Raw genomic sequence first — 12,724 nt, 5'->3', positions numbered from 1 at the left:
CGTGGAGGGACCTAGGCCACACCGCAGGCACGGGGTCGCCGCGGATTCGTTCGCGGTGCCGGCCGGTGCTAGCGTCCCTGTGCTGGTCGAGCCGTCTCGTCCGGTCAGTGCCTCCGTAGCGAAGTCCGGTGAGATCCCGGCGCTGTGCCGCAACTGTGATTCCACCCCCGCTGGGGATGGTGAGCCAGGTCGCCGAGGAGGCACTGGTGCGCAACCACCCCCGCAGCAGTGGTGGAGTGTCGCCCGGTCGCTCGCGGCCGGAGGTACAACATCCGCTGGGCAGAGCTCTCAGGAGAACGCCCCGATGACCCCCCTCAGCACGCCGCGGGCCCGTCGAGCGCCCGCGCTCGCGGCCCTGCTCGCCGCCCTCGCCCTGGTGCTCACCGCGTGCGGCGCCGAGCGCACCGACCCGGTGACCCCGACCGCCGGCACCGCCTACCCGCTGACCGTGCAGGCCGACAACGGCGACGCCACGGTGCCCGCCAGGCCGAGCCGGATCGTCTCGCTGTCGCCCACCGGCACCGAGATGCTCTTCGCCATCGGCGCCGGCTCGCAGGTGATCGCGGTGGACTCCTACTCCACCTACCCCCCGGACGCCCCGATCACCGACCTGTCGGCGTTCACGCCCAACCTGGAGGCGGTGCTGGCCCACGAGCCGGACCTGGTGGTGGCCTCCGACGACGCCAACGGCCTGGTCGACGGCCTGCGCACCGCCCAGGTGCCCACCCTGCTGCTGGGTGCGGCGGACCAGCTGGAGGACACCTACGCGCAGCTGAACACCCTGGGCACCGCGACCGACCACACCGCCGGGGCCCAGGCGGTGGTCTCCGGCATGCAGCAGAAGGTCACCGACATCGTGGCCAGCGTGCCCCAGCAGACCACACCGCTGAGCTACTACTACGAGCTCGAGCCCACCCTCTACACCGTCACCTCGGCCAGCTTCGTGGGCACGCTGCTGGCCCGGCTGGGCCTGACCAACATCGCCGACTCGGCGGGCTCGCCGGGCAACGCCTACCCGCAGCTCTCCGCCGAGGCCCTGGCCAAGGCCGACCCCGACCTGGTGTTCCTGGCCGACACCAAGTGCTGCAACGCCAACGCCCAGACCTACGCCGCACGCCCGGGCCTCGGCGGGTCCACCGCGGTGGCCACCGGCAGCATCGTCGCGCTGGACGACGACCTCGCCTCCCGCTGGGGCCCGCGCACCGTGGACCTGCTGGCTGCCGCCGCCGACGCGGTGCGCTCCCGGTCGGCCGGCTGAGCGCGACGCCCGGAGCAGTGACGCTCGAAGCAATGACGCACCCACCCGGCTCGCCGGTGTCCGTCGCCGCCCCCACCCGCCTGACGCCCCGCCACCTGGTGATCGCCGTGGCGGGGCTGGTGGTCGTCGTGGTGGCCGCGGTGCTCATCGGCGCCGTGGACCTGGGACCCGGCCGGGTGTTCGGCGAGGTCTGGGCGCAGGTCACCGGTGGCACCTCGCCGCTGAGCTCCACCGAGGCCGCCATCCTCTGGCAGCTGCGGGTGCCGCGGGTGCTGCTGGGCGTGCTGGTGGGCGCCGCGCTCGCCTGCTGCGGTGCCGCGTTCCAGGGCGTGTTCCGCAACCCGCTGGCCGATCCCTACCTGCTGGGCGCCGCCGCCGGAGCCGGGCTGGGCGCCACCCTGATGATCGTGCTGGTCACGCCGGACACGCTGCCGATCGACCCGGTGCCCGCCGGGGCGTTCGTGGGTGCGCTGGTGGGGGTCGGGCTGGCGTGGCTGGTGAGCCAGTCGGCCGGGTCCGGCCCCGGGGTGCTGGTGCTCGCCGGCGTGGCCGTCGCTGCGTTCCTCTCCGCGGTGCAGCTGGCGCTGCAGACCGCCCACCCCGACCGCATCCGCGCCATCTACTCGTTCATCCTCGGCTCGCTGGGCACGCCGGGCTGGGGCGCGGTGGTGCAGACCGCCATCTACGTCGGGGTGAGCTGCGGGGCGCTCGCCGGCTGCGGGCGCCTGCTGGACGTGCTCAGCCTGGGCGACACCGAGGCCAGCACCCTGGGGATCCGCCCCGGCCGGGCGCGGCTGCTCATCGTGGTGGCCGCGTCGCTGGGCACGGCAGCCGCGGTGTCGGTGTCCGGGCTCATCGGCTTCGTGGGACTGGTGGTGCCGCACCTGGTGCGGCTGGTGCTGGGTGGCTCCTTCCGGGTGATCCTGCCGGTGTCGCTGCTGGCCGGCGGAGCGTTCCTGGTGCTGGCCGACCTGCTGGCCCGCACGGTGGTCTCCCCTGCCGAGCTGCCGGTGGGCGTGGTCACCGCTTTCGTGGGCGGACCGTTCTTCGCCCTGCTGCTGCGCCGCACCAAGGTCCCCGCATGAGCGGCCCGCGCCCCACCGGGCCCACCACCAGCAGCATCCGGGCCACCAACCTCGGGGTGCAGCGCGGCGCCACCTCCGTGCTGCGCGGGGTGGACCTGGACGTGCCGCCGGGCTCCTGGCTGGCGGTGGTGGGCCCCAACGGTGCGGGCAAGTCCACCCTCCTCGCCGCGCTGGCCGGGCTGCTGCCCTGCACCGGGGAGGTGTGCCTGGGTGGGCGCGAGCTGCGCCGGATGAACCCCCGCCAGCGGGCCAAGGTGCTCGCCTACGCCCCGCAGGAGCCCGTGCTGCCGGCGGACCTGACCGTCACCGACTACGTGTTGCTCGGCCGCGTCCCGCACCGCTCGATGCGGGGCGCCGACCGCCCCGCCGACACCGCGCTGGCAGCACAGGTGCTGGCCCAGCTCGACCTCACCGCGCTCGCCGGGCGACGGCTGGACCGGCTCTCCGGCGGCGAGCGGCGGCGGGCGGTGCTCGGCCGGGCGCTGGCCCAGCAGGCTCAGGTGCTCCTGCTGGACGAGCCCACCACCGGCCTGGACATCGGCCACGCCCAGCAGCTGCTGGAGCTGCTGGACGAGCTGCGCCACTCCACCGGCACCACGCTGGTGACCACCCTGCACGACCTCACCCTGGCCGGGCAGTACGCCGACGCCCTGCTGCTCGTGCACGAGGGCGCGCCGGTGGCCGCGGGCACGCCCGCGCAGGTGCTGCGCACGGACGTGCTGCGGGAGCGCTACCAGGCCGAGCTCACCGTGCTCGACCCCGGCGACGGCTCGCTGGCCGTGGTGCCGCTGCGTCCGAGCACCCGCCCGGACTGACCCGGTCGCGGACGGCAGGCGCTGGCGTCGTCGCACCAGACGTCAGGCGAGCGACTCCGCCGCGGTCTTCTTCGCCCACCGGTAGTCGGCCTTGCCGCTGGGCGAGCGCACGATCGTCGGCGCCACCACCAGCGCGCGCGGCACCTTGTAGCCCGCCACCTGGGTGCGGCAGTGCGCCATGAGCTCCTCCAGCGACGGCTCCTGCTCGCCCTCGCGCACCTGGACCACCGCCGACACCTGCTCGCCGAAGCGCGGGTGCGGAGTGCCCACCACCAGGGCGTCCATCACCGCAGGGTGGCTCTTCAACGCCTGCTCCACCTCCTCCGGGAAGACCTTCTCGCCACCGGTGTTGATGCACAGCGACCCGCGGCCCAGCAGCACGATGGTGCCGTCCGCCTCCACCTGCGCCATGTCGCCCAGCACCGACATCCGCACGCCGTCCACCACCGGGAACGTGGCGGCGCTCTTGGCCGGGTCGCGGAAGTACTCCAGCGGCACGTGGCCCAGCCGCGCCAGGTAGCCGATGTCCTCGGAGCCGGGGGCGATGGGCTGCAGCCGCTCGTCCACCACCACGCTGTGGCTGGACGCGGGCAGCCGCACGTGTCCGTCCGCGCCGAGCTGCACCTGGCCGTCGGCGCCGGACTCCGAGGCCCCGAAGTTGTCCAGCAGGAAGATGTTGGGCAGCAGCTCGGTGAGCTGGTCACGGACGCTGCGCGACCACAGCGCCCCGCCGGAGCCGATGAGGAACAGCGAGCTGAGGTCGAACTCGCCCTGGTGCTCGGCGATGGCGTCGGCCAGCGGCCGGGCCATGGCGTCGCCCACCAGCATCACCGAGCTGCACTTCTCCGCCTCCACCAGCCGCAGCACCTCGAGCTCGTCGAACTGCTTCATCAGCACCTGCGTGGCGCCCATGTAGAAGGTGCTGAACATCGAGTACACCGCGGCGCCGTGCATCAGCGGGGCCGTCACCAGGAACTTCAGGGTGCCGGCCTTGGCGGTGGCCGACTCCACCACCTCGGCCACCGTGTTCAGCGGCTCGCCACCGTGGTTTCCACCGCCCAGCGCCGCGTAGTAGAAGTCCTCCTGCCGCCACACCACGCCCTTGGGCATGCCGGTGGTGCCACCGGTGTAGATCACGAAGTGGTCGTCGGGGCTGCGCTCGCCGAACCCGCGGGACTCCGGCTGGGCGGCCACCGCCTGGTGGTAGTCGGCGTGCTCCACCCCGGACAGGGCCGTGCCCGCCGGCAGGGTGTCCAGGGTGAGCACGTGCTTGATGCCGGGCGCGGCCGGCAGCACCGCGGCCGCGCTGGGCACGAACTCCGCCTCCACCACCAGCGCAACCAGGGCGGCGTTGTCGTAGAGGTAGCTCAGCTCGGTGTCGGTGTACCGGAAGTTCACCGTGATGGGCACGACCCGCGCCTTGAGGCAGGCGAGCAGGGCCTCGACGAACTCGATGCGGTTGCGCATGTGCAGGCCGACGTGCTCGCCCGGCTGCAGGCCCAGCGACAGCAGGTGGTGGGCCAGCCGGTTGGCGCGGGCGTCCAGGTCGGAGTAGGTGAGCCGGTCGCCCTCGCAGATCAGCGCCTCGTGGTCGGGCAGGGCATCGGCGACGGCCTCGTACAGGTCGGCAAGGTTCAGCGACATCTCTCGGTCCTTCAGGGGTGGCGGCCGGCAAGGTCAAGGGTGTAACCCAGATCACTTCACGTTCGAGCAGTGTGACACAAGCGGCGTCCCGGCAACCGGGACTGCTCTGGTGTCCGCGGGACGCATGTGCTCTCTGGGGCTGCCCTGGGCCTGGAGTCCCCCCGCGCGACTGTCCCCCGGGTGGGCCTCGGCCGTGGGAGCATCCGCCGATGACGAGCACGGAGCTGCCCCTGCAGGACAAGGTCGCCCTGGTCACCGGTGCGTCCTCCGGGCTGGGCCAGGAGGTGGCCCGGCTGCTCACCGCCCGCGGCGCCCGGGTGTTCGGCGTCGCCCGTGACAAGGACAAGCTGCACCAGGCGATGGCTGCCGTCACCGCCGACCCGAGCAGCCACTCGCTGGCCGTGGACCTCGCCGACCCGGCGGCGTGCCGGGAGGCGGTGTCGGCGTGCGTGGCCGCGCTGGGCGGGCTGGACGTCCTGGTGAACACCGCCGGTGCCCACACCTTGCGGCACACCGGCCAGGTCAGCGACGACCAGTGGGAGCGCGACCTGGCGGTGAACCTGAGCGCCCCGTTCTTCCTGTCCCAGGCCGCGCTGCCGCACCTGCTGGAGCGGGCCGGCAACATCGTCAACGTGTCGTCGGTGGCCGGCGTGCAGGGGCAGGCCTACTCGGCCGGGTACTGCTCGGCCAAGCACGGACTGATCGGGCTGACCCGGGCCATGGCGGTGGAGTTCACCGCGGCGACGCTGCGGGTCAACGTGGTGTGCCCGGGCGGGATGCTCACCCCGCAGGTCACCGGCTTCACCTTCCCCGACGGCGCCGACCTGGACCTGGTGATGCGCTCGGCGGCGCCGCGGGGGCTGATGGAGACCAGCCAGGTCGCCCCGCTGATCGCCTTCCTGGCCTCCGACGACGCCGCCGCGATCACCGGCGGGGTCTACCTGCTGGACAACGGCAAGACCGCCGGCTAGGCGTCCGCGGCGGTGAGGGTGCCCGCCCGGTAGAGGGTGACCACGCAGGCCCCGCCCAGGCCGAGGTTGTGCTGCAGGCCCACGGTGGCCCCCTGCACCTGACGCTTGTCGGCCAGCCCGCGCAGCTGCCAGCTCAGCTCGGCGCACTGGGCCAGGCCGGTGGCACCGAGCGGGTGGCCCTTGGAGATGAGCCCGCCGGAGGGGTTGACCACCCACCTGCCGCCGTAGGTGGTGGCGCCGGACTCCACCAGCTTGCCGCCCTCGCCCACCGGGCACAGGCCGAGGCCCTCGTAGGTGAGGATCTCGTTGATGGAGAAGCAGTCGTGCAGCTCGATGACGTCCACGTCGTCCACGGTCAGCCCGGACTCGGCGAAGACCTGCTCGGCGGCGGCACGAGTCATCGGGCTGCCCACGGCGTCGATGCACCGGTTGCTCTCGAAGCACTCGGTGGTGTCGGTGGTCATCGCCTGGGCGACGATCTCCACCGCTTGGCCCTCCAGGCCGTGCTCCCGCACGAAGGCCTCGCTGACCACCACGGCCGCGGCGGCACCGTCGGACGTCGGGGAGCATTGCGACCGGGTGAGCGGGTGGTGGATCATCCGGTCCTCCAGCACCCGCTCCAGGGTGTAGGAGTCCTGGAACTGCGCGTACGGGTTGTTCACCGAGTGCCGGTGGTTCTTCACCGCGACCGCAGCGATCTGCTCGGCGGTGGTGCCGTAGAGCTCCATGTGCTCACGGGCGGCGTCACCGAAGATCTGCGCGGTGATCGGCGAGGCCTCGATGCCGTGGGCGTTCTTCATGATGGCCAGGTGCCGGTCGATGGTGCTGACCTTCGGCATCTCCCCGGTCATGCCGCCGCGGGTCATCTTCTCGAAGCCGACGGCCAGCGCGCACTCGGCCTGACCGCCCTGCACCCACTCGCGGGCCATCATCAGCGCGCTGGAGCCGGTGGCGCAGTTGTTGTTGACGTTGAACACCGGGACACCGGTGAGCCCGATGTCGTACAGCGCCCGCTGCCCCTGCGCCGAGGGGCCGGCGGTGTAGCCCACCGACGCCCGCTGCACGGCGTCGTAGGTCAGCCCAGCGTCGGCCAGCGCCGCGTTCACGGCCTCGCCCACCATGTCCGGGTACTCCCAGTCGCGGCTCTCGACCTTGCAGAAGGGCGTCATCCCGACACCGACGACGAAGGCGCGTGCGCTCATGGCTTGTTTCCTCACGGAGGTGGTGGAGCTGGACGGGGCAGACCGGGGCACTGCCGTGTGACGCTAACCACCCTCACCACCTCCGCCCGGACCCCTCCCGATCACCGGGACACGCCACTGCAGCACCCACCGACCGGCTAGGTTCGGCCCGTCCGGGCTCTGTTGCCGCTGGGGAGGACCCGCCATGAGAGTGAGCATCCAGCTCGACGCCGGCCCGGGCCGGGCCGGGGCACGTGCCGTGGAGCTGACCCAGACCGGGGCGGACGGGCTGTTCACCTTCGAGGGGCAGCACGACGTGTTCTTCCCGCTGGTGGAGGCCGCAGCGACGGTGGACGTGGCGCTGATGACCAACGTGGCCATCGCCCTGCCCCGCAGCCCGCTGCACCTGGCCCACTCCGCGCACGACCTGCAGACGTTGAGCCGGGGGCGCTTCGCCCTGGGCCTGGGCTCGCAGATCCGCCCGCACATCGAGAAGCGCTACGGGTCCACCTGGTCGCGCCCGGCGGCGCGGATGGGCGAGACGGTGCGGGCCATCAAGGCCATCTTCGCCGCGTGGGAGGGCACGGCGCCGCTGAGCTTCCGCGGGGAGTTCACCACCCACACGCTGATGGCACCCAGCTTCACCCCGGCTCCGCACCCCTACGGCCCACCGCCGATCCTGCTGGGGGCGCTGGGCCCGGTGATGACCCGCACCGCCGCCGAGGTGGCCGACGGGCTGCTGGTGATGCCGTTCAACAGCGAGCAGCACTTCCTCCAGCGCACCCTGCCCGCGGTGCAGGAGGGCCTGGACCGGGCCGGGCGCACCGCTGACTCCTTCGACGTGATCCCGCAGGTGATCGTGGCCGTGGGCCGCACGCGGGAGCAGCAGGCCGCCGCGGTGCGGGGGGTGCGCGGCCTGCTCGCCTTCTACGGCTCCACCCCCGCCTACCTGCCGGTGCTGCAGGTGCACGGCTGGGAGGCCGCGCAGCCCGAGCTGAACGCGTTGTCCAAGCGGGGCGACGTGGCCGCGATGATGGGCTGCGTGGACGACGAGATGGTGACCACGCTGGCCGTGGTGGGCACGCCGGAGCAGTGCGCGGAGGAGATCCTGCGCCGCTACGGCGACCACGCGGAGCAGGTGTGCTGCTACTTCCCCGGCTACCCCGAGGACCCCGCCGACGTGGCCGACCTGGTCACCGCCCTGCACCGTGGCTGACCCGGCGGCGGCGCCGGAGCTGCTGGTGGAGGTGTCCGACGGGGTGGCGGTGCTGACGCTGAACCGACCCGCCCAGCGCAACGCCTTCACCGCGACCATGGGCCGCGCGCTGGGGGCGGCCTACCGCGACTGCGACGCCGACGACGACGTGCGGGCGATCGTGCTCACCGGGACCGCACCCGCCTTCTGCGCGGGCGCCGACCTCGGCTCGGCCGGCGACACCTTCGGCCGCCCCGGCGACGACTTCAGCGCCTCCCCGGTGAACCCGCCGGCGTTCGCGCTGCGCACCCCGGTGATCGCCGCGGTCAACGGCCACGCCGTGGGCATCGGGCTGACGCTGGCGCTGCAGGCCGACGTCCGGGTGGTGGCCGCCGACGCCAAGTACGGGGTGGTGCAGGCCCGCCTCGGTGTGCTGGGCGACGCGATGTCGCACTGGACGCTGCCCCGCATCGCCGGTGCCGCCGCCGCCGCGGAGATCCTGCTGACCGGGCGCACCTTCGACGGCGCGGAGGCCGTGCGGCTGGGCATCGCCACCCGCTGCCTGCCGGCCGAGCAGGTGCTGCCCGCCGCGCTCGCCCTGGCCACCGACATCGCCGAGAACGTCGCGCCGATGTCCGCGGCGCTGAGCAAGCGCCTGCTGTGGGACACCGTCGAGCACGGCTACACCGCCGCGCAGGTGGCCGCGCTGGAGACCGAGGCGCACCACCGGGTGATGGGCGGAGCCGACGCCCGCGAGGGGGTGCTCGCCCACCTGCAGCGCCGCCGTCCGCAATGGTCGTCGCGGGTGAGCCAGGAGTGGACCGACCTGCCGCGGCCCTGACCCCCGCCGCAAGGACGCCGTCAGGACTGGCCTTGCGGGCGTCAGGAACGCGTCAGGGATCGTCCCGGCCGTCGTCGGCGGAGCTTCACTGATCTCCGGGGCAACGCTGCCCGGAGGGAGCACCGATCATGTCGACGTCAACCAGCATCGCCCGGCGGCCACCAGCCGGGCAGGACCCGGGCAGTGACGACGAGGACTGTCGTGACCAAGACTGTCGTGACCAGGGCCCGAGCGAACCGGGCTGGCGGGAACCGCGACTGCCGGTCGCCCTCGCCGCTCCGCTCGGGTTCGCGGTGACGCTGACAGTGGCCGCGGCACTCACTGCCGGCCGGGAGCTGCTGGCTCCGTCGCAGGCCGTGGCCTGCATGTGTCTGGCGATCGCCGCGCTCGGGTGGTGCAGCACCGTCCGCGGCGCGTTGCTGTGTGCCGGCATCGGGTGGCTGATGTTCAACGGGTTCGTCGTCAACAGCGCCGGCACGCTGGCCTGGGACGGCGCAGGCGACCTGCTCCGCGCGGGCCTGTTCGCTGGCACCGCGCTGACCTTCGCCTGGCTCCGTGCCCTCGCGCTGTGGTCCCGGCGGGTGCTGGACTAGTGGTTGCCCAGCTTGCCGGGGCGGCCGTCAGAGTCGGCTGTGCCGGACTCTGCCGTGCCCGACCCTGCTGTGCCCGACTCCTCTGCGCCCGACTCCTCTGCGCCCGACTCCCCTGCTTCTGACTCGCCGGCTTCTGACTCCGTCTCGTCCGGGCTGGGCTGGGCGGACCGGCCCGTCAGCTCGGACGGATCCTCCCGCCCCTTCTTGGCGAGGACGAAGTACGTCACCGCACCGAGGAACACGATCACTGCGGTGAACACGTTGATCCGCACGCCGAACAGCGTGTTGGCGAAGTCCACCCGCATCAGCTCGATCCAGAACCGGCCCGCGCAGTACCCGGCCACGTACAGCGCGAACGCCCGGCCGTGGCCGAGCCGGAAGCGGCGGTCGGCCCACACCACCAGCGCGGCGACCGCCAGGTTCCACAGCAGCTCGTACAGGAACGTGGGGTGCACGGTGGCCACCGGCACCGCCCCTGCCGGAACGCTGCCGTTCAGCTCGTCGGGCAGCCCGGCGTCGTTGAGGCGCTGGTAGATGTCCATGCCCCAGGGCAGCGTGGTGGCGCGGCCGTAGAGCTCCTGGTTGAAGTAGTTGCCCAGCCGGCCGATGGCCTGGGCCAGCACGATGCCGGGTGCGACGGCGTCGGCGAACGCGGGCAGCGGGATGCCCTTGCGGCGGCAGGCGATCCAGGCGCCCACCCCGCCGAGCAGCACCGCGCCCCAGATGCCCAGGCCGCCGTCCCAGATCTTCAGCGCGTCCACGGGGTCGCGGCCCGCGCCGAAGTACTTCTCGTGGTCGGTGATCACGTGGTAGAGCCGGCCGCCCACCAGGCCGAAGGGAACCGCGAACACCGCCACCTCGGTGACGGTCTCCGGCTCGCCACCACGGGCCACCCACCGCTTGTTGCCCCAGACGATGGCCACGATGATGCCGGCGATGATGCACAGCGCGTAGGCGCGCAGCGGGAAGGGCCCGAGCTCCCACACCCCCTGCGGGGGACTGGGGAACGAGGCCAGCACCACCCCGGCGGAGGTCACTGCCCGACGCCGGCCGGCTTGGCCGCCCGCACGCCCGCAGCCAGCTCGGTGACCAGGGTGGCCACCGCCTCCTGGCTCTCGGTGCTGGCCGTGACGATGGCCGAGCCCACGATCACCGCGTCGGCGTAGCCGGCGACCTCGGCCGCCTGCGCACCCGAGCGCACGCCCAGGCCCACGCCGATGGGGATGTCAGAGTGGCTGCGGATCCGCTTGACCAGGCTGGGCGCGGAGCTGGCGACCGCGTCGCGGGCCCCGGTGACCCCCATGGTGGAGGCGGCGTAGACGAAGCCGCGGCTCACCGTGGCGGTGCTGGCCACGCGGGCCTCGGTGGAGGAGGGCGCGAGCAGGAAGATGCGGTCCAGGTCGTGGGCGTCCGCCGCGGCCAGCCACGCGTCGGCCTCGTCCGGGATGAGGTCCGGGGTGATCATCCCCAGGCCGCCGGCCGCGGCCAGGTCGCGGGCGAAGGCGTCCACGCCGTAGCGCAGCACCGGGTTCCAGTAGCTCATCACCACCGCGCGGCCGCCGGCGGCGGCGACCTGCTCCACCACACCGATGACGTCGCGCAGCCGGGTGCCCGCTCGCAGCGCGGTGTCGGCCGCGGCCTGGATGGTGGGCCCGTCCATCACCGGGTCGGAGTAGGGCACGCCGACCTCCACCAGGTCGCAGCCGTTGTCGACCATGGTGCGCAGGGTGCGGACCGAGCCGGGCACGTCGGGGAAACCACCGGGCAGGTAGCCGACCAGCGCAGCACGCCCCTCGGCGCGGCACTGCTCGAACATCGGACCGAGACGTGAGCTCACAGCTGCTCCCCTGTTCCTGATCCCGCGCCGTCCTCGGGGTTGGGTGCTGGGTTGTCCAGCGCGGCCTCGTCGATGACGTGGAACCACCGGGCGGCGGTGTCCACGTCCTTGTCCCCACGGCCGGACAGGCTCACTAAGATGACGGCGCCCTCGCCGAGCTCGCGGCCCAGCTTGAGCGCACCGGCCACGGCGTGCGAGGACTCGATGGCCGGGATGATGCCCTCGGTGCGGCACAGCAGCCGGAAGGCGTCCATGGCCTCGGTGTCGGTGATCGGCTCGTACTCGGCGCGACCGATGTCCTTGAGCAGCGAGTGCTCCGGGCCCACGCCGGGGTAGTCCAGCCCCGCCGAGATGGAGTGCGTCTCCATGGTCTGGCCGTCGTCGTCCTGCAGCAGGTAGGACAGCGCCCCGTGCAGCGAGCCCGGGCTCCCGCCGGTGAGGGTGGCGGCGTGCTTGCCCGAGGCGACGCCGTCCCCGGCGGCCTCGTAGCCGACCAGCCGGACGTCGGAGTCGTCCAGGAAGGCGTGGAAGATGCCGATGGCGTTGGACCCGCCGCCGACGCAGGCGACCACGGCGTCGGGCAGCTGCCCGGTGCGCTGCAGCACCTGGGCGCGGGCCTCCAGGCCGATCACCCGGTGGAAGTCGCGAACCATGGTCGGGAACGGGTGCGGGCCGGCAACGGTGCCCAGGCAGTAGTGGGTGTCGTCGACGTTGCTGACCCAGTCGCGCAGCGCCTCGTTGATGGCGTCCTTGAGGGTGCGGGAGCCGGTGGTGACCGGGACGACCTCCGCGCCGAGCAGGCGCATGCGAGCCACGTTCAGCGCCTGCCGCTCGGTGTCCACCTCGCCCATGTAGACCACGCACTCCAGGCCCAGCAGCGCGCAGGCGGTGGCCGTGGCCACGCCGTGCTGGCCGGCACCGGTCTCGGCGATCACCCGGCGCTTGCCCATCCGCTTGGTGAGCAGCGCCTGCCCGAGCACGTTGTTGATCTTGTGCGAGCCGGTGTGGTTGAGGTCCTCGCGCTTGAGCAGGATGCGTGCCCCACCGGCGTGCGGGGCCAGCCGCTTGGCCTCGAACACCGGGGACGGCCGGCCGGTGTAGTCGCGCTGCAGCTCGTCCAGCTCGGTGAGGAACTCCGGGTCGGTGCGCGCCTTCTCGTAGGCGGCGGTGAGCTCCTCGAGGGCGCCGATCAGCGCCTCGGGCACGAACCGGCCGCCGTAGTCACCGAAGTGACCGGTGGCGTCGGGATCGTGGTCGCTGCTGTGGATCAGCCCCGAGCTCGCGGTGGGCAGATCCCCGGAGGG

The 12,724-nt window shown here is 73.0% G+C and carries 12 protein-coding genes; 7 read left to right on the top strand and 5 right to left on the bottom strand.

The window, feature by feature from the left end:
* Positions 1 to 304: 304 nt before the first annotated feature.
* From ELX43_RS06025 to ELX43_RS06015, 3 genes are read left to right on the top strand one after another with little or no spacing between them, the layout of a single operon-like run.
* Entirely contained in the window at positions 305 to 1,258 is a 954-nt protein-coding gene (locus tag ELX43_RS06025; RefSeq protein ID WP_127782576.1) for an ABC transporter substrate-binding protein, read from the top strand.
* 32 nt (positions 1,259 to 1,290) lie between these two features.
* Positions 1,291 to 2,343: an iron ABC transporter permease gene (locus ELX43_RS06020; RefSeq protein ID WP_127782575.1), complete on the top strand. Its 1,053-nt coding sequence runs from the start codon at positions 1,291 to 1,293 to the stop codon at positions 2,341 to 2,343.
* Entirely contained in the window at positions 2,340 to 3,158 is an 819-nt protein-coding gene (locus ELX43_RS06015) for an ABC transporter ATP-binding protein (protein ID WP_127782574.1), read from the top strand. Before ELX43_RS06020 ends, ELX43_RS06015 begins: the two co-directional genes overlap by 4 nt.
* A 42-nt stretch (positions 3,159 to 3,200) precedes the next feature.
* On the opposite strand, the gene ELX43_RS06010 is transcribed toward ELX43_RS06015, so the two are convergent.
* Entirely contained in the window at positions 3,201 to 4,802 is a 1,602-nt protein-coding gene (locus tag ELX43_RS06010) for an acyl-CoA synthetase (RefSeq protein WP_127782573.1), read from the bottom strand.
* A 209-nt stretch (positions 4,803 to 5,011) separates the two neighbouring features.
* On the opposite strand from ELX43_RS06010, the gene ELX43_RS06005 reads away from it, so the two are divergent.
* Positions 5,012 to 5,773: an SDR family oxidoreductase gene (locus ELX43_RS06005; RefSeq protein ID WP_127782572.1), complete on the top strand. Its 762-nt coding sequence runs from the start codon at positions 5,012 to 5,014 to the stop codon at positions 5,771 to 5,773.
* On the opposite strand, the gene ELX43_RS06000 is transcribed toward ELX43_RS06005, so the two are convergent.
* Positions 5,770 to 6,975, bottom strand: a complete 1,206-nt coding sequence (locus tag ELX43_RS06000; RefSeq protein WP_127782571.1) for a Nonspecific lipid-transfer protein — start codon at positions 6,973 to 6,975, stop codon at positions 5,770 to 5,772. The two genes, ELX43_RS06005 and ELX43_RS06000, sit on opposite strands and share 4 nt — an antisense overlap.
* A gap of 100 nt (positions 6,976 to 7,075) precedes the next feature.
* On the opposite strand from ELX43_RS06000, the gene ELX43_RS05995 reads away from it, so the two are divergent.
* The 3 genes from ELX43_RS05995 to ELX43_RS05985 all read left to right on the top strand — a co-directional run bounded on the left by ELX43_RS05995 (position 7,076) and on the right by ELX43_RS05985 (position 9,583).
* Complete coding sequence (locus ELX43_RS05995) at positions 7,076 to 8,170, top strand: TIGR03617 family F420-dependent LLM class oxidoreductase (RefSeq protein ID WP_277601727.1); 1,095 nt, start codon at positions 7,076 to 7,078, stop codon at positions 8,168 to 8,170.
* A complete protein-coding gene (locus ELX43_RS05990; RefSeq protein WP_127782569.1) occupies positions 8,163 to 8,990 on the top strand; it encodes an enoyl-CoA hydratase-related protein in 828 nt (275 codons plus the stop codon). Before ELX43_RS05995 ends, ELX43_RS05990 begins: the two co-directional genes overlap by 8 nt.
* A gap of 293 nt (positions 8,991 to 9,283) precedes the next feature.
* Positions 9,284 to 9,583, top strand: coding sequence for a hypothetical protein (locus ELX43_RS05985; protein WP_127782568.1), 300 nt, complete (start codon positions 9,284 to 9,286; stop codon positions 9,581 to 9,583).
* On the opposite strand, the gene lgt is transcribed toward ELX43_RS05985, so the two are convergent.
* Genes lgt through trpB form a run of 3 tightly spaced genes read right to left on the bottom strand, consistent with a single transcriptional unit; the run spans position 9,580 to position 12,691 of the window.
* Entirely contained in the window at positions 9,580 to 10,620 is a 1,041-nt protein-coding gene (lgt, locus tag ELX43_RS05980) for a prolipoprotein diacylglyceryl transferase (protein WP_127782567.1), read from the bottom strand. The genes ELX43_RS05985 and lgt overlap by 4 nt on opposite strands.
* On the bottom strand, positions 10,617 to 11,399 hold the full coding sequence (gene trpA / locus ELX43_RS05975; RefSeq protein WP_127784715.1) for a tryptophan synthase subunit alpha: 783 nt from the start codon (positions 11,397 to 11,399) through the stop codon (positions 10,617 to 10,619). The genes lgt and trpA overlap by 4 nt, the downstream gene beginning before the upstream one ends.
* Positions 11,400 to 11,416: 17 nt before the next feature.
* Complete coding sequence (gene trpB, locus ELX43_RS05970; protein ID WP_127784714.1) at positions 11,417 to 12,691, bottom strand: tryptophan synthase subunit beta; 1,275 nt, start codon at positions 12,689 to 12,691, stop codon at positions 11,417 to 11,419.
* Between the last annotated feature and the right edge of the window lie 33 nt (positions 12,692 to 12,724).

Origin of the sequence: Rhodococcus sp. X156 (genome assembly GCF_004006015.1) — a bacterium.
Taxonomy (GTDB): domain Bacteria; phylum Actinomycetota; class Actinomycetes; order Mycobacteriales; family Mycobacteriaceae; genus X156.
The sequence above is the reverse complement of the archived record's forward strand: the minus strand, read 5'-3'. Positions and strand labels throughout refer to the sequence as shown.

What these genes read in the sequence shown, in the direction of transcription:
- ELX43_RS06025 (WP_127782576.1), top strand. Translation starts at nt 305, where the DNA reads ATGACCCCCCTCAGCACGCCGCGGGCCCGTCGAGCGCCCGCGCTCGCG.
- ELX43_RS06020 (WP_127782575.1), top strand. Translation starts at nt 1,291, where the DNA reads ATGACGCACCCACCCGGCTCGCCGGTGTCCGTCGCCGCCCCCACCCGC.
- ELX43_RS06015 (WP_127782574.1), top strand. Translation starts at nt 2,340, where the DNA reads ATGAGCGGCCCGCGCCCCACCGGGCCCACCACCAGCAGCATCCGGGCC.
- ELX43_RS06010 (WP_127782573.1), bottom strand. Translation starts at nt 4,802, where the DNA reads ATGTCGCTGAACCTTGCCGACCTGTACGAGGCCGTCGCCGATGCCCTG.
- ELX43_RS06005 (WP_127782572.1), top strand. Translation starts at nt 5,012, where the DNA reads ATGACGAGCACGGAGCTGCCCCTGCAGGACAAGGTCGCCCTGGTCACC.
- ELX43_RS06000 (WP_127782571.1), bottom strand. Translation starts at nt 6,975, where the DNA reads ATGAGCGCACGCGCCTTCGTCGTCGGTGTCGGGATGACGCCCTTCTGC.
- trpA (WP_127784715.1), bottom strand. Translation starts at nt 11,399, where the DNA reads ATGTTCGAGCAGTGCCGCGCCGAGGGGCGTGCTGCGCTGGTCGGCTAC.